Genomic DNA, 15,848 nt, shown 5'->3' with positions numbered 1-15,848 from the left:
ATCTGGCGTTGATTTTTGGCACGCTGTTGAGTTCTCAAGGAACGGACGCTTCCTTCGTACTCACCCTCTCGGGCTTTCCTCCGGGCGCTTCCCTTCGGTGTTCCAAACTCTATCAGTGTTTTTCCGGCCCCCTGACCACCGTCCTGCAGGCATGCAGAAGGCGACCCCGAGATAGGATCTGACAAGTTGGGTGCTGCCCGGCGAGGACACGTGGTTGCGTCGCTCAGCCCCAAGCAGGAGTACGACTGTACACGCGGCCTCGGAGCGGGTGCAAATCGATATGAGGTATGGTCTAGACCACTCCGAAGGGCCAACACGGAACCGGCACTTCAAGTGACATACGCTGCTGAACAGTGTGCCGTCCGGCACAGACAGCGACGGCCCAGATCGATCTCCACCCCTGGGAGGCTTCCCATGACCACCGTGACGTCCCCGCTGGCAGGACGCGCCGTCGGACTGGCATCCGTACCGGATCCTGTCTTCTCCGGGGCCATGGTCGGCCCGGGCACCGCGATCGACCCCGTGCGTGAGCCGTCCGAGGCCGTGTCGCCCGTGGACGGAGTCATCGTCTCCCTCCATCCGCACGCGTTCGTCGTCGTCGACGAGCAGGGTCATGGCGTGCTCACTCATCTCGGTATCGACACCGTCCAGCTCAACGGCGAGGGCTTCGAGCTGCTCGTGAACAAGGGCGACACCGTGACGCGCGGCCAGGGCATCGTGCGCTGGAACCCGGTGGCGGTCGAGGAAGCCGGTAAGTCCCCGGTGTGCCCGATCGTGGCCCTCGAGGCCACGGCTGAGGCCCTCTCTGATCTGCGTGACGACGGCGATGTGAAGGCCGGCGACAGTCTCTTCGTCTGGAAGTGACATCGGCGCCGTCCCATGACGGCAGGTAGGGACGACAACCACCGCGGCGGCGGGACCCGCCGCACTATCGGAGACGGGTGAGATGGAGACAACGCTGCGAGGCGTCGGCGTGAGCCACGGTGTGGCGATCGGCGAGGTTCGGCACATGGGAACGGCGGTCCTCGAACCGCCTGCCAAGCAGATTCCGGCGGAGGAAGCGGAGCGTGAACAGGCGCGCGCCCGTAAGGCCGTGGAGGCTGTCGCAGCCGACCTGATGGCGCGCGGCAATCTGGCGGGGGGCGAAGCACAGGCGGTGCTCGAGGCGCAGGCCATGATGGCCCAGGATCCCGAGCTGATGGCGGACGTGGACCGGCGTATCACCGTCGGCAGCACGGCCGAGCGCGCCGTGTACGACGCCTTCGCCGCGTACCGCGAGTTGCTTGCCGGTGCCGGTGAGTACCTGGCCGGTCGTGTGGCCGACCTCGATGACGTGCGGAATCGTATCGTCGCTCGTTTGCTCGGGGTCCCGATGCCGGGTGTCCCGGATAGTGACGAGCCCTATGTCCTTGTGGCTCGTGACCTTGCCCCGGCCGATACGGCGCTGCTGGACCCGGCCCTTGTTCTCGGCTTCGTCACCGAGGAGGGCGGGCCGACCAGCCACAGCGCGATCCTGGCGAGGGCGCTCGGTGTGCCGGCCGTGGTCGCGCTGCCGGGGGCGGGCGAGCTGGCCGAGGGCACGGTCATCGCGGTCGATGGCAGCACCGGCGACATCTTCGTGAATCCGAGCGACGAGAAGAAGGCGGAGCTGGAGGCTGCCGCCGCCGCGCGCAAGGCGGCGCTCGCGGCGTCGACGGGCCCGGGCGCCACCGCCGACGGCCACAAGGTGCCACTGCTGGCCAACGTGGGCGGCCCGTCCGACGTTCCGGCCGCTGTCGAGGCGGGCGCTGAGGGTGTCGGTCTGTTCCGTACGGAGTTCCTCTTCCTCGACGACAGCAAGAAGGCGCCGTCCGAGGAGAAGCAGATCGAGGCCTACAGGCAGGTCCTCGAGGCCTTCCCCGAGGGTCGTGTCGTAGTACGTGTCCTGGACGCGGGTGCGGATAAGCCGCTTGACTTCCTGACGCCGGCCGATGAGCCGAACCCGGCCCTGGGTGTGCGCGGTCTGCGGACGCTGCTGGACCACCCGGAGGTGCTGCGCACCCAACTGACGGCACTGGCGAAGGCTGCGGAGGGGCTGCCCGTCTACCTCGAGGTCATGGCCCCGATGGTGGCGGACCGGACCGATGCGAAGGCATTCGCGGATGCGTGCCGTGCGGCTGGGCTGCAGGCGAAGTTCGGTGCGATGGTGGAGATTCCGTCGGCCGCACTGCGGGCGCGCTCGATCCTCCAGGAGGTCGAGTTCCTGTCGCTGGGGACGAACGACCTCGCGCAGTACACGTTCGCCGCGGACCGACAGGTGGGTGCGGTGTCCCGTCTGCAGGATCCGTGGCAGCCCGCGCTGCTCGACCTGGTCGCGCTGTCCGCCGAGGCGGCGAAGGCCGAGGGCAAGAGCTGCGGTGTCTGTGGTGAGGCGGCGTCCGACCCGCTGCTGGCATGTGTGCTGACCGGTCTGGGCGTCACCTCCCTGTCCATGGGGTCCGCGTCGATTCCGTACGTCCGGGCGACGCTTGCGAAGTACACGCTGGCGCAGTGCGAGCGGGCCGCTGCTGCAGCCCGGGCGGCGGACAGCGCCGAGGACGCACGCAACGCGGCTCAGGCGGTGCTGTCCGGCGAGTAGCCGGAGCGAGACGGCGGCGGGCCGGTTCGCGTGGGGCGCTCCACCTGCGGGTGGGGCGCCCCTTGGCGTTCAGTGCGTTCAGTGCGTTCAGTGCGTTCAGTGGTCGTGCCCCGGAGTCGCCTCCTCGTCACCAAGATCCGGTGGCACGCAGTAGTCGACGCCCGATTCCGGGGCGATGAGGTCTCCCGATTCAACGTCGGTGCAGTAGGCGTCGAAGACCTCGCCTGCGGTGAGGGGTTCCAGACCGTTCGCCCGTAGGCGCCATCCATAGATGCGGTCGGTTGTGCCGGGGGCGCTGGTCCGCATGACGAGTCCGCCGGGGCTCTGAGTGGCGAGGCCGAGGGCGAGAACCGTGGTGAATTCGAGCGCTTCGGCCTCGTCGAGGTGTGTAGCGCCCTGGGCGTCCTCGTCGGCGTGCAGGACGGAGACCAGCGTTTCCGGCGTTCCCGTGACGCTGCAGACCAGGTGTCGGCTGCCGGGCTGGGCGGTGTCCAGGATGCGGACGAGGAGTCTGGAGGCGCGGGTGAAGGCCGCGCGCCCGATGTCCTCGCCGCAGGTGGCGCAGGCTCCCAGTCGTGCCAGGAGTGTGGACGCGTATTCCCAGGTGGCCTGTCGGACGGCTTCGTCGACGAGGGCCGGGACGAGGTCTGCCAGGGGCTGGCCCTCGTAGCAGACGGTGGGACCGGTGGTCGCGAGTTCGGCGGTGAAGCGCGTGCGGCTCGACGGGATGTCGGGGTCCAGTCCGGTTGCGTCACAGAACTCGGCGTACTCCTGCGGATCGAAGAGGGCGATCGTCGTATGGCCGCCTTCGTCGGCGCGTGTCCTGAGGAGGGCCTCCACCTGTTCCAGATAGATCTTGTGGTCGTCGAAAGTGAAGCTGCGGTAGCGCCGCATGGCACGGAAGTCGTGCTCGTCGGTTAGCAGGCCGATCGTGCCGGCGATTTCGCGGCGCAGAACGCGTCGCATCGTCTGGTGGTCGGTGTGCGCCATCTTTCCCCCTGTGTGCGGTCGATCAATGCTCACTCACAGTAACCGGGGGCACTGACAACGGCGTCGGGGTGAGGTACTCGCGCTCCTTGAGCGGGGGCATTCGTGCAGGTTGGCGTGCTGGTGACGCTGTGGCCGGCCTCGGATGCCGTCGTGGTTCGAAAGCCCGAGGCCGGCACGTGTCTCAGGCGCGTTTGCGGGCGAGTTCCTCATAGAAGTGCAGCAGGTCGAGGTTGTCGATGGAGCCCGGATTGACCGCCTTCTCCAGGGGTGTGCCCTGGAGAAGGCGCTTGACCGGGACCTCGATGCGCTTGCCGGTGAGGGTGTGGGGGACGCCGGGGACCTCGATGATCTCGTCGGGGACGTGACGCGGTGAGAGCTGTTCGCGGATGGTCTGCTTGATGCGGTTCAGGAGGGACTCGTCTAGCACGGCTCCGGGCACCAGGTGTACGAACAAGGGCATCCAGTAGCCGCCGTCGGGCTGTTCGATGCCGATGACGAGGGACTCCTTGATCTCGGGCAGGCGTTCCACGGCCTCGTAGATGTCGGCCGATCCCATGCGGACGCCCTGGCGGTTGAGGGTCGAGTCGGAACGTCCGTGGATGATGACGGAGCCGCGGGAGGTGGCGGTGATCCAGTCGCCGTGGCGCCATACGCCGGGATACGTGTCGAAGTAGCTGTCGTGGTACCGGCTGCCGTCGGGGTCGTTCCAGAAGTAGATCGGCATGGACGGCATGGGATTGGTGACGACGAGCTCGCCCACCGCGTCGATGAGGGATTCTCCGCTGGGGTCCCAGGACTGCAGATCGGTGCCCAGGCTTGGGGCCTGGAGCTCTCCGACGTAGACAGGCAGCGTGGGCACGGCTCCGGCGAAGCAGGAGCAGACGTCCGTGCCGCCGCTGACGGAGGCGATCCAGAGGTCGTCGCGGACCTCGTCGTGCAGCCAGCGGAAACCGTCCGGCGGAAGCGGTGATCCGGTTGTGGCGACGCATTGCACTTTGGAGAGGTCGAAGTCGCGGGCAGGGCGTACGCCGGCTTTCCGGCAGGCCATGACGTAGGCCGCCGAGGTGCCGTAGAGGGTGGCCTCCGTGCGTTCGGCGACCCGCCACTGGGCGCCTGTGTCGGGAAAGCCCGGGCTGCCGTCGTAGAGGACGATCGTGGTCCCGGTGAGGAGGCCGGAGACCAGGAAGTTCCACATCATCCAGCCCGTCGAGGTGTACCAGAAGAAGCGGTCCTCGGGACCCAGGTCGCAGTGCAGGCCGAGTTGTTTGAGGTGCTCGACGAGGATGCCGCCCTGGGACTGGACGATGGCCTTGGGGAGGCCAGTGGTGCCGGAGGAGTAGAGCACCCAGAGGGGGTGGTCGAAGGGAACCTGTTCGAAGACCGGTTCCTCGTCGGCGGCTGTGAGGGCTGACCACTCCAGCGCGCCCTCGGTGGCCTCGGTGCCGAGGAGCGGGATGTGCACCACGGCGCGCAGAGTGGGCAGTTCGCGGCGCAGCTCGGCGACGACGTCCCGGCGGTCGTGTTCCTTGCCGCCGTAGCGGTAACCGTCGACGGTGAACAGGACGACCGGTTCGACCTGCTGGAAACGGTCGAGGACGCTGCGGGCGCCGAAGTCGGGGGCGCAGGAGGTCCAGACGCCGCCGACGGCAGCAGTGGCGAGGAGGGCGACGACGGCGTGCGGGATGTTCGGGAGGTAGCCGCTGACACGGTCCCCGGGGCGTACGCCGAGGGAGCGCAGCTCGGCGGCGAGGGAGCCGACCTGTCGGCGCAGTTCGGACCAGGTCACAGGGCGGGGCTGGTGGGATTCGTCGACGTAGAGGAGTGCGGGTTCGTCGGCGCGGGTCACGGCGGCGCGCAGGGCGTGCTCGGCGTAGTTCAGGGTGGCGCCGGGGAACCACTGGGCGCCGGGCATCGAGCGATCGGCCAGTACGCGCGCGTAGGGGGTGGAGAAGCGCACGTCGAACCACTCCGTGACGGCTTTCCAGAAGGTGTCCAGTTCGTCGACCGACCAGCGGTGCAGGGCCGCGTAGCCGCCCTCGGCGGGGGCTCCGTGGTTTTCCGCAGCCCAGGCCTGGAACTTGGTGACCTGAGCCTGTGCGATGCGCTGCGGATCTGGCTGCCAGAGCGGCTGGGGGTTCACGGTCGACATGGGGCGGCTCCCGGACTGTGCGCGTCGTGTGCGTCTTCCACGCACGGCTGGGGTGTGCGCGTGACGCGGATGACACGGACGATGCCATGTGATCGACTTCTGCACCAGGGTGCGCCCCACATAGTCCGTGTCGTGAAGATGTGGTCCCGGCACGGGTGAACGGCAGTTGAACGGCACACGCGTGTGGGGCGGTCAATGGCAGGCTGAGCAGCATGGACGGTCGTGACCTGGTGCGTTCGATGAAGGCGGTCGGTTCTGTGGGAGCGGCCCAGGGGTTGCGTACCGTACGAGCGGCGTGGCGCAGGAAGCGCGCCGACGCCGAGGGGCTGCCCCCGCGGGGTGCCGAGCGCGCCCGGGTGCCCGGGCCCGTGCAGGAGGTGCAGCCCGGTCCGGGCGGCGGCGTCATCCGGTTCAGCAGGTCCGAGCTGCGCGTCGTCGTCACCGTGAACGGGGCTGTCTTCTGGGGGTGGGACGGGGCTGCTCCCGAGCCGTCGTACGCGCTCGCGGGCCGTTGCCCGGAGCCGGATCCGCGGGCTGTGCTGGAGCCCGACAAGGACGGTGGCTGGCGGGTCGTGGCCGAGCGGGTGACGGTCGTCATCTCGCGGCACGGCGCAGTGGAGGTGCAGACGCCCGGTGGCGTGGCACTGCGCCGTGACCTGCCGCCGCGGTGGTGGGAGCCGGTCGGCGGCGGGGCGGCGCGCTGGATGCAGCGGTCGGAGGTGGCGGCGGACGCGCGGTTCTTCGGACTGGGAGGCCGGGCGTCGGGGCCCCGGCTCAAGGACGGGACGTACCGGCTGTGGAACACCGACCCCGGCCGTGCGTTCGGCCCTGACGACGATCCGCTGTACATCACCATGCCGGTGCAGCTGGTCGTCGCCGACGCGGCCTCGCACCTGGTGTTCCACGACACCTCGTGGGACGGCACGGTGACGCTGCGGGAGGGCGAGGAGGGCGCCGGTTCCGGGCATGACAGGGCGGGGACCAGCGAACTGCGGATGGACGGGGGTCCGCTGCGCTGCTGGGTAATGGTGGGCACTCCCGCGCGCGTGCTGCTCGTCTGGGCCTCCCTCACCGGTGCTGCCGCGCTGCCGCCCGCATGGGCGCTCGGCCACCATCACGCACGGTGGGGCTTCGGCAGCGAGCAGGAGGTGCGGCGGATCGTTTCTGGCTACCAGGAACGGGTTCTCCCGCTGGACGCGGTCCATCTGGACATCGACCACTTTGACGAGCACCAGGTGTTCACGGTCGACCATGAGGGCTTTCCCAAACTGCCCCAGCTCGCCGAGGACTTGCGGCGGGACGGGATCCGCCTGGTGTCGATCGTCGACCCGGCGGTCAGGGCCGCGCCGGGCAATGCCGTGTACGACAGTGGGACAGCCGAGGACGCGTTTGTCAGGGACGCTTCGGGACGGCTCGTGCGGGGCGTTGTGTGGCCCGGGGAGGCGCTCTTCCCGGACTTCACGCACGCGCGCGTGCGGCAGTGGTGGGGCGGCCAGTACGAGGAGCGGCTGGCGCAGGGTTTCTCGGGCTTCTGGCATGACATGAACGAGCCGACCTCGTTCGCCGCCTTCGGGGAGTCGACGCTGCCGCGTTCGGCTCGGCATTCCCTGGAGGGGCGCGGCGGGGACCATCAGGAGGCGCACAACGTCTACGGGCTGTGCATGGCCAGGGCGGCCTACGAGGGGGTACGCGCGCTTGCGCCCGAGGAGCGGCCATTCGTCTTCTCGCGGTCCGGGTGGGCCGGCATGCAGCGCTACGGGGGTGCCTGGTCAGGTGATGTGGCCACTGGCTGGCCGGGACTGCGGGCGTCGCTGTCGCTGGTCATGGGCCTCGGGCTGTGCGGGGTGCCCTACTCGGGGCCCGATGTGGGCGGGTTCGACGGGAGTCCTTCGCCGGAGCTGTATCTGCGCTGGTTCCAGCTGGCCGCGTATCTGCCGCTGTTCCGCACGCATGCCAGTCTGCGGGCGGGGCGCAGGGAACCGTGGGAGTTCGGTCCCGAGGTGCTGGAGCACGCGCGCGTGGCGCTCGTCGAGCGGCGGAAGCTGCGACCGTACTTCGTGACCCTGGCGCATCTCGCGCGGCGGACAGGGGCGCCGTACGTACGTCCGCTGTGGTGGTCGGCGCCCGAGGAGCGTGCGCTGCGCGACTGCGAGGACGCGTTTCTGCTGGGCGACTGCCTGCTGGTGGCGCCCGTACTGGATCCAGGCACTGACCGGCGTGCGGTGCAGGTGCCACGGGGGCGCTGGTACGACACGGCGACTGGGCGGGCGTACGAGGGGCCGGGGCAGGTTCTCGTGGACGCGCCCATGTCCCGGATCCCGGTGCTCGCGCGCGCGGGTGCCGTCGTTCCGGTACGCGGGGACGACGGCGGGCTGGAACTGGAAGTGTGGGCGCCCGCCCGGGGGCGTACTGGGGGCGGGCTGGTGGTGCCGGATGCGGGTGACGGCTGGGACGAACCGGAGATCGAGCGCTACGTCACCCGCTGGCAGGGCGGAAAGCTGGTCGTGGAGCTGGAGCACGAGGACGGCGTGATCACGTCGCCTCGTCCGGTGCGCATACGAGGTCTAGGCGAGCGGTGAGCTCAGACGTAACGGCCCTCGAAGAACGCCCGTACGGCCAGCGTGTGCAGCGGGAAGGCGAGCTCCTCCGGCCTGTGCAGCAGGTGCCAGCCCTCGGTCTCGTCGGTGGCGGCCGATGTCGGCAGGCGGTCGGCGGGCCGTTCCGGAAGGAGCCCGAAGAGCAGTAGGTGCCCGTCGGGAGAGCTCATCGCGTCGGCGAGGCGTACGTCGCGGCCGGCCGCGTCGATGCCGGTCTCTTCCTTGAGTTCGCGGACGACGGCCTGCCGCCAGTCCTCGCGGTCGTCGATGTAGCCGCCGGGCAGGGCGATGCCTCCGCGCGCGGGGGCGACGGTTCGGGTGATGACGACCAGGGCGGTGCCCTTCGTGTCGTACACGGGCTGGAGCGCGATCGCTACCGGCAGCGGATTGCGGTAGGTCACGGTGCCGCACGCCGGGCAGGTGCGGGGCCAGCCGGAGACGCCCTCTCCGTAGGGCGCGCCGCAGCTCGAACAGTGGGAGCTTGTTGCGGAGTTGGGGGCGGAGAGCTGAGTTTCGGACACGCGGCGGACTGTATCCGATCAGCGGAAGGGCGTCTTCCGGGGGTCGGTCGTCAACGGCTGGTAAGGGATTTCCAGGACGTGTAGTGCCACCACTCCTCGCCGAGACTCACGAACGAGGGGCTCGCCCGGTACGTACGGCCTGGTGGGCTTCGCCGGCAGTCGGACGATCGTCCAGTCCATCGTCGAGCCGCGGCTGTGGCCGGATTTCTCCGCGATGTAACCGTCCGCGAACAGACGGGTCTTGTCGACTCTCGGGTAGAACTCGGTCTTCATGGCCTGGTCGTCGAGGTCGTTAGCCCAGCGCACGAAGTGGTTGACGGCACCCTGCGGCCGGTAGCAGTCGTACACCTTGAGCGTGTAGCCCTGGTACAACAGCTGCTGCTTGGCCTTGTGGAGCGCTTCTGCGGCAGGTCGGGTGAGGCTGCAGAGGGGCTGTCGATAGCCGTCGATGCGCTCACCCACGAAGTTGTGCGGGGTGGAGTAGCGCATCTCCCGCACGGTGGTGGGATCCACGCGTCTCAGCGCCACGACGTCCTTCTGACGTTCCGTCAGGTTCGCTGCCAGGATGCAGTCCACCCCTCAAACCGCCCTGCCGCTTTCCGGCTGCCCGTGGCAGACTTCTGACGTGCCGTCAGATTCGTTGCCCAGGAGGGGCTATGCCACGCATGCGCACACCGGTGGTCGCCGGGTGGTTCGCCGGTGACGGGGACGACTTCCGGCTCCTCGGAACCCGGTGCTCCGCCTGCACCTCGGTCTTCTTTCCCCGCGAGGACGCTCACTGTCGCAACCCGGAGTGCCCGGGCGGCGATCTGGCGGAGGTACCGCTCTCCCGGCGCGGGCATGTCTGGTCGTACACGGACAGCCGATACCGGCCTCCGTCACCCTATGTGACCAATCCGGAACTTCCCTGGGAGCCCTACACGTTGATCGCTGTGGAACTGGCCGCCGAGCGCCTCGTGGTGCTGGGGCAGGCGGTTCCCGGTGTCACCGTCGCCGATCTGGCGGTGGGCATGGAGGTGGAGGTCGTTCCCGGCGTGCTTCATGAGGACGCGGACACGATCTGGATGACATGGCGGTGGCGGCCGACGGGGGTGGCGGCATGACGGATGAGGTTGCGGTGCTGGGCGCGGGCATGCATCCCTGGGGCAAGTGGGGGCGCAGCTTCGTCGAGTACGGCACGGTGGCGGCCCGCGCGGCACTCACCGATGCGGGCTTGGAGTGGCGAGACATCGGATCGATCGTCGGTGCGGATACCGTGCGGGGCGGCTATCCGGGGTATGTGGCCGGGGCGACGTTCGCCAAGGCCCTCGGATGGCAGGGCGCCCGGGTCACGAGTGTCTACGCGGCGTGCGCGTCCGGGGCACAGGCCGTCAACACCGCGAGGGCACAGATACTTTCAGGACTGGCGGACGTGGTGCTGGTGGTGGGTGCGGATGCGGCTCCCAAAGGGTTCTTCCGGCCTGCGGGCGGCGACCGGCCCGATGATCCGGACTGGCTGCGTTTCCGCGTCCTCGGTGCCACCAATCCGGCGTACTTCGGGCTGTACGCGCGTCGGCGAATGGCCGTGCACGGTGACACACCGGAGGACTTCGCCCAGGTCAAGGTGAAGAACGCCGCACTCGGCGCACTGAATCCCTACGCGCGCTACCGCAAGCCGGTCACCGCCGAGGAGGTCGCCGCGTCCACCGTGGTGGCCGATCCCTTGCGCCTGCTCGACATCTGCGCGACCTCGGACGGAGGGGCCGCGCTCGTGCTGGCCGGCATGGAGTTCGCACGTCGACACGGGGCCAGGGATCCGGTGCGGATCCGGGCGGTGTCCACCGTGACGCCGCGGTACCCCAACACCGTCCTGGATCTGCCTGACATCGCGACGGACTCGGCGGTGGCGGTGCGGCCGGCGCCCGAGACGTTCCGGGAGTCGATCGCGCGCGCGGCCTACGAGGAAGCCGGCGTCGGCCCGGAGGAGCTCTCCTTCGCGGAGGTCTACGATCTGTCCACCGCGCTGGAGTTGCAGTGGTACGAGGATCTGGGGCTGTGCGGCGAGGGAGAGGGGGCGAAGCTGCTGCGGGAGGGCACGACGACGCTGGGCGGCCGCATACCCGTGAACGCGAGCGGTGGGCTGGCCTCCTTCGGGGAGGCGGTACCTGCCCAGGCGATTGCTCAAATATGCGAACTCACCTGGCAGTTGAGGGGCGCCGCAGGTGACCGGCAGGTCGCCGGGGCACGCGCGGGAATCGCGGCGAACCAGGGACTGTTCGGGCACGGGTCGGCGGTGATCGCGGTGCGGTGACTCTCGGCGGCGCGGCGGTGCGGTGCGGCGGCGTGAGGATCCGGCCCAGCGGGCGTGGCGTCACCGTCGTACGGCCGGGGCTGGGCAGGCATGTCTACGGTGTGTGACCAACCCGGAATCCTGCGTGAACGTCTATGAACTGGGCTTGGGCGCCCTCCAGCGGCGACATCATGCTGCCGTGGACTCCTGGACGGATACTCTCCGCTTCGCTTTCCAACCGGTGGTCAATCTGACGACCGGCGGGGTCGCGGGGCTCGAGATACTCGCCCGCCCGGAGACCGGCGACGTCCTTGCCGAGGCCCGCCGCGATCCCGAGATCGACGGACGGCTGGCCGTGTTGGCGTTCCGTGCGGCAGCCCGCAAGGAAGCGGTGCTGCCTCTGTACGTCAACGTGTTCGCCGGCACCCTCGCCGACCTCGGCGGGCTGACACCGCTGCACGACGCCGTGCGTGCGGCGGGGCGGCTGCCCTGGGAGGTGACGATCGACGTAGGTCCGCCGTACACGCACGTGCCTCAGCACGCACTGCTCGAGGCGATCGGCTCGTTGCGGGGCCAGGGTTTCCGGATCAGTGCGGACGGCGTCGGCGACGGAGACGTACCGTTGCGCTTGCTTACCGACATGGCGCCCGACCTGGTGAAACTCGACGCGTCCATGCTGGCTCGCCCAGCGGCGGTGCGGGCGATGCGGACGCTGTGCGACCAGTTGGCAGCGCTCCTGTGCGTCGAGGGCGTGGAGACGGAGCTGCAGTGCGGATCCGCGAGGTCGGCGGGCGCGCAACTGGCTCAGGGTGAGTTGTTCGCTCCGCCGGCTCGGCTGCCTACGGCGGAGGTATACGTTCCGCCGCGCTCCACCGGACTGGCGGTGACGCCACGCTCGGGGCCGTCGGTTCGGGAGTTCGTGCGGCCCGCGGCGCTGCTGCCCGCCACCGCGTCCGCGGGCCAGGTCCGGGCGCTGCTCACCGGGTCGCCGGAGGTGTCCGGCGTACTGCTGGTGGACACGCACGGTGTCCCGGTGCGGTCGGTGCATCGCTCCCGGTTCCTGCTGTCGATGTCAGGCCGCTACGGCCACGCCCTGTACGCCGACCGGCCCGCGGCCAAGCTCGGGGATCCGCCGCGCACGGTGGGTGTGGACGCCACCGCGTGGGAGGTGCTGGACGTGGTCGCGGTCGGCGGACGGGACCGTACGTCGGACGATGTTGCCGTGGTCGACCGGTACGGCCGGTGCGTGGGCGTCGTACGCCTCGCCGACCTCGTTAGGGCACTCGCCGAGACCCGTGTCGAGGAGGCCGCGGGGCTCAATCCACTCACCCGGCTGCCCGGTTCGGACGCGATCACCGGGGAGGTGGACCGGCGGATCGCCGACGGGCGGCCGTTCGCGCTGAGCTGGCTGGACGTCGACCACTTCAAGCAGGTCAACGACGGAGCCGGGTTCGCGGCGGGCGACGAGCTGATCCGGTCCGTCGGACGGGCGCTGCAGCACGCGGCGTCGGGTAGTACCCGAGTCGGCCACATCGGCGGGGACGACTTCCTGGTGCTCGCCGATCCGGAGGGACTGAGCCCGCTGGCCGCCTCCGTGCTGGACGCGCCCTGGTCGGCCGGTGGGCGCCCTGTGACGCTGTCCCTGGCCACCATCCTGTGCGAGCCCGGGAGCGTGACGGACCACCGGCAGGCGGCCGCCTGTCTGGCGCCGCTGAAGAAGGCCGCGAAGTCACTGAGCGGGGCGAGCTGGGTGCTGGGCCGCGCGGGCCTGTCCGGGCACGAGATCCTCCGCGGCATGGAGGCGGAGACGCCCCGGGCCGAGTGGGCGGTGGCGGACCCGGGCAAGGGGTGAGACCCTTTTGCTACCAGGTCGGCGGGTGCCGAAAGGCGTCCGTACGACCTCAGAACAGCCATGGCCTTCGACCCTGCCGGGTCAGCAGGAATGGCCATCCTGCCGACCTCAGCAGGGCCTCGCTGTCCGTCCAACTCCCCAAGGGGCGTCCCACGAGCCGCGTCGGTGACGGTCCGTGACCCGAGGGTGCGCTCCCAACCGTTGGCGTCGACGACCTTGACGCCCCTTGGACACCGGTGAACACTTCCCGGTGTCAGCCGACATCGCCGTACATTCTCGGCGTATCCACGCACTGCGCCGCGCGGTTCCGCCTGGAGCAAAGGCCCGTTCCCCCACGGGCGAGTCGGCTGCGACGGCACGCTCGTCACGGATGCCGGGCGGGGCGCGGGACCATCCCTGCCTTCGGCTGAAGTCGCCATGGGTAACGCACCCCGCACGGAGAGAGCCGGGGCCGATCGTCCCGGCCAGGGCCTAGGAGCCGCAATGAGCAACGGAGATATTTTCCTCGGTGAGGTCATCGGTACCGCGATCCTGATCCTCTTCGGGGCCGGAGTCGTCGCCGCCGTCGTACTGAACTTCTCCAAGGCAAAAGACGCCGGCTGGATCGTCATCACGTTCGGCTGGGGATTCGGCGTGATGGCCGGGGCATACACCGCCGCACCGCTGTCCGGCGGGCACCTCAACCCGGCCGTGACGCTCGGTATCGCCATCGACACCGGGGACTGGGACAAGGTCCACATCTACATCGCCGGCCAGATGGTCGGCGCGATCCTCGGCGCGGTCCTGTGCTGGCTGGTCTACCTCGCGCAATTCCAGGCCAACGCCGACAAGGACATCGCTCAGCCGACCCTCGGGATCTTCTCCACCGCACCCGCGATCCGTAACCCCGTGGCGAATCTCATCACCGAGATCATCGCGACCATCGCGCTGGTGCTGCCGATCCTGGCCTTCGGTCTGACCGAGGGGCTGGGCGAGTCCGGAACCGCGATTCTGATCGTCTCCTTCCTGGTGGTCGGCATCGGTCTGTCGCTCGGCGGTCCCACGGGATACGCCATCAACCCGGCCCGTGACCTGGGCCCGCGCATCACCCACGCCTTGCTCCCGATTCCCAACAAGGGCACGTCGGACTGGGGTTACGCGTGGATTCCGGTGGTGGGACCGCTGATCGGCGGGGCGCTGTCCGGGCTCATCTTCAACGCAGCCTTCTGAAGGAACCGACGAAGGGGACGTCATGACGGACAAGTTCGTCGCCGCTATCGACCAGGGCACCACCTCCAGCCGCTGCATCATCTTCAACCAGGACGGCGCCATCGTGGCCGTCGACCAGCGCGAGCACCGCCAGATCTTCCCCAAGCCCGGCTGGGTGGAGCACGACGCCACCGAGATCTGGTCGAAGGTGCAGGCGGTGGTCGCCGGCGCGATCGCCAAGGCAGGGCTGCGCGCCGACCAGCTCAGCGCACTCGGCATCACCAACCAGCGCGAGACCACGGTCCTGTGGGACCGCGCGACGGGCAAGCCGGTGCACAACGCGATCGTGTGGCAGGACACCCGCACGGCGGCACTGTGCAACCAGCTCGGTGGTTCGGACGGGCAGGATCGTTTCCGCGAGCAGACCGGCCTGCCGCTGGCCAGCTACTTCTCCGGCCCCAAGGCGGCCTGGCTGCTCGACAACGTGCCCGGTCTCAGGGCGCGCGCGGAGGGCGGTGAGATCGCCTTCGGCACCATCGACTCCTGGCTGATCTGGAACCTCACCGGCGGCACGGACGGCGGACACCACGTCACCGACGTGACGAACGCCGGCCGCACCATGCTGATGAACCTGGAGACCCTTCAGTGGGACTCCTCGATCCTGTCCGCGATGAACGTGCCCGAGGCCGTCCTACCGGAGATCAAGTCCTCCGCCGAGGTGTACGGGACCGCCGTCGGACAACTGGCCGGCGTGCCGGTCGCCTCGGCCCTGGGCGACCAGCAGGCGGCGGTGTTCGGGCAGGCCTGCTACGACGTGGGCACGGCGAAGAACACCTACGGCACGGGCAGCTTCCTGCTGCTCAACACGGGCAACCGGCCGGTGCCGTCGAAGAGCGGGCTGCTGACGACCATGGGCTACAAGATCGGCAGCGAGGCGCCCGTGTACTGCCTGGAGGGGTCGATAGCCATAACGGGCGCGCTGGTCCAGTGGTTCCGCGACCAGCTCGGCATCATCCGCACCGCCGACGAGATCGAGCCCTTGGCGGAGAGCGTCGAGGACAACGGCGGAGCGTACATCGTGCCTGCCTTCTCCGGCCTGTTCGCCCCGTACTGGCGGTCCGACGCGCGCGGTGTCATCACCGGACTGACGCGGTACGTCACCAAGGCGCACCTCGCCCGAGCGGTGCTGGAGGCGACCAGCTGGCAGACGCGCGAGGTGGTGGACGCCATGTACCAGGACTCCGGGGTGCACATCACGACCCTGAAGGTCGACGGTGGCATGACGAAGAACAACCTGCTCATGCAGCACCAGGCGGACGTGCTCGATGTGCCGGTGATCCGGCCCAAGGTCTCCGAGACGACATGCCTGGGAGCCGCGTACGCGGCCGGGCTGGCCACCGGGGTGTGGAACGACCTGGACGAGCTCAAGGCGCACTGGGCGAAGGATGTCGAGTGGACACCCGCCATGACCGCCGAGGTACGTGACCGCGAGTACCACAACTGGCGCAAGGCGGTGGAGAAGAGCTTCGGCTGGCAGGAGGACGGCGGGAACTGAAGCGGACGGCCGGCGCCGAAGAACGGTCCACGCGCGCGTGCGACCCGCTTGAGCCACGCGCGCGTGGCATGAGCCGCGGCCCGTACCCCAGTCGGCGGGGGTACGGGCCG

At 69.4% G+C, this 15,848-nt stretch carries 11 protein-coding genes and 1 pseudogene; 8 read left to right on the top strand and 4 right to left on the bottom strand.

Annotated features, from left to right (window positions below; all coding sequences use genetic code 11):
• Nucleotides 1-414 precede the first annotated feature (414 nt).
• Nucleotides 415-864: a PTS sugar transporter subunit IIA gene (locus tag IF78_RS0131650; protein WP_031486169.1), complete on the top strand. Its 450-nt coding sequence runs from the start codon at nucleotides 415-417 to the stop codon at nucleotides 862-864.
• Nucleotides 865-946: 82 nt separating this feature from the next.
• On the top strand, nucleotides 947-2,617 hold the full coding sequence (gene ptsP, locus IF78_RS0131645) for a phosphoenolpyruvate--protein phosphotransferase (RefSeq protein WP_031486168.1): 1,671 nt from the start codon (nucleotides 947-949) through the stop codon (nucleotides 2,615-2,617).
• 96 nt (nucleotides 2,618-2,713) lie between these two features.
• Here ptsP and IF78_RS0131640 read toward each other — a convergent pair whose 3' ends face one another.
• The gene (locus IF78_RS0131640) at nucleotides 2,714-3,607 is read right to left on the bottom strand and encodes a hypothetical protein (protein ID WP_031486167.1); all 894 of its coding nucleotides are present in this window, start codon (nucleotides 3,605-3,607) and stop codon (nucleotides 2,714-2,716) included.
• 181 nt (nucleotides 3,608-3,788) lie between these two features.
• Nucleotides 3,789-5,756: an acetoacetate--CoA ligase gene (locus IF78_RS0131635; RefSeq protein WP_031486166.1), complete on the bottom strand. Its 1,968-nt coding sequence runs from the start codon at nucleotides 5,754-5,756 to the stop codon at nucleotides 3,789-3,791.
• Nucleotides 5,757-5,968: 212 nt separating this feature from the next.
• On the opposite strand from IF78_RS0131635, the gene IF78_RS0131630 reads away from it, so the two are divergent.
• A complete protein-coding gene (locus tag IF78_RS0131630) occupies nucleotides 5,969-8,335 on the top strand; it encodes a glycoside hydrolase family 31 protein (protein ID WP_031486165.1) in 2,367 nt (788 codons plus the stop codon).
• A 2-nt stretch (nucleotides 8,336-8,337) separates the two neighbouring features.
• Here IF78_RS0131630 and IF78_RS0131625 read toward each other — a convergent pair whose 3' ends face one another.
• The gene (locus tag IF78_RS0131625; protein WP_031486164.1) at nucleotides 8,338-8,874 is read right to left on the bottom strand and encodes an NUDIX domain-containing protein; all 537 of its coding nucleotides are present in this window, start codon (nucleotides 8,872-8,874) and stop codon (nucleotides 8,338-8,340) included.
• Nucleotides 8,875-8,985: 111 nt separating this feature from the next.
• Nucleotides 8,986-9,411, bottom strand: a pseudogene (locus IF78_RS0131620) (M15 family metallopeptidase); the annotation flags it as partial.
• Nucleotides 9,412-9,551: 140 nt separating this feature from the next.
• Here IF78_RS0131620 and IF78_RS0131615 point away from each other — a divergent pair.
• The 5 genes from IF78_RS0131615 (at nucleotide 9,552) to glpK (ending at nucleotide 15,738) form a co-directional block, all read left to right on the top strand.
• Nucleotides 9,552-9,977, top strand: coding sequence for a Zn-ribbon domain-containing OB-fold protein (locus tag IF78_RS0131615; protein WP_031486162.1), 426 nt, complete (start codon nucleotides 9,552-9,554; stop codon nucleotides 9,975-9,977).
• Nucleotides 9,974-11,164 (top strand): lipid-transfer protein, encoded by a 1,191-nt coding sequence (locus tag IF78_RS0131610; protein WP_031486161.1) that lies wholly within the window; start codon nucleotides 9,974-9,976, stop codon nucleotides 11,162-11,164. Before IF78_RS0131615 ends, IF78_RS0131610 begins: the two co-directional genes overlap by 4 nt.
• Nucleotides 11,165-11,342: 178 nt before the next feature.
• The gene (locus tag IF78_RS0131605) at nucleotides 11,343-12,995 is read left to right on the top strand and encodes a GGDEF domain-containing protein (RefSeq protein WP_031486160.1); all 1,653 of its coding nucleotides are present in this window, start codon (nucleotides 11,343-11,345) and stop codon (nucleotides 12,993-12,995) included.
• A gap of 483 nt (nucleotides 12,996-13,478) precedes the next feature.
• Nucleotides 13,479-14,204 (top strand): MIP/aquaporin family protein, encoded by a 726-nt coding sequence (locus IF78_RS0131600; RefSeq protein WP_031486159.1) that lies wholly within the window; start codon nucleotides 13,479-13,481, stop codon nucleotides 14,202-14,204.
• 22 nt (nucleotides 14,205-14,226) lie between these two features.
• On the top strand, nucleotides 14,227-15,738 hold the full coding sequence (gene glpK / locus IF78_RS0131595; RefSeq protein ID WP_031486158.1) for a glycerol kinase GlpK: 1,512 nt from the start codon (nucleotides 14,227-14,229) through the stop codon (nucleotides 15,736-15,738).
• Nucleotides 15,739-15,848 lie beyond the last annotated feature (110 nt).

Source organism: Streptomyces bicolor (genome assembly GCF_000719285.1).
GTDB classification, from domain to species: domain Bacteria; phylum Actinomycetota; class Actinomycetes; order Streptomycetales; family Streptomycetaceae; genus Streptomyces; species Streptomyces bicolor.
Note: the sequence above shows the minus strand (reverse complement) of the source record. Positions and strands in the feature narration are given on the sequence as shown.

What these genes read in the sequence shown, in the direction of transcription:
- IF78_RS0131650 (WP_031486169.1), top strand. Translation starts at nt 415, where the DNA reads ATGACCACCGTGACGTCCCCGCTGGCAGGACGCGCCGTCGGACTGGCA.
- ptsP (WP_031486168.1), top strand. Translation starts at nt 947, where the DNA reads ATGGAGACAACGCTGCGAGGCGTCGGCGTGAGCCACGGTGTGGCGATC.
- IF78_RS0131640 (WP_031486167.1), bottom strand. Translation starts at nt 3,607, where the DNA reads ATGGCGCACACCGACCACCAGACGATGCGACGCGTTCTGCGCCGCGAA.
- IF78_RS0131635 (WP_031486166.1), bottom strand. Translation starts at nt 5,756, where the DNA reads ATGTCGACCGTGAACCCCCAGCCGCTCTGGCAGCCAGATCCGCAGCGC.
- IF78_RS0131630 (WP_031486165.1), top strand. Translation starts at nt 5,969, where the DNA reads ATGGACGGTCGTGACCTGGTGCGTTCGATGAAGGCGGTCGGTTCTGTG.
- IF78_RS0131610 (WP_031486161.1), top strand. Translation starts at nt 9,974, where the DNA reads ATGACGGATGAGGTTGCGGTGCTGGGCGCGGGCATGCATCCCTGGGGC.
- IF78_RS0131600 (WP_031486159.1), top strand. Translation starts at nt 13,479, where the DNA reads ATGAGCAACGGAGATATTTTCCTCGGTGAGGTCATCGGTACCGCGATC.
- glpK (WP_031486158.1), top strand. Translation starts at nt 14,227, where the DNA reads ATGACGGACAAGTTCGTCGCCGCTATCGACCAGGGCACCACCTCCAGC.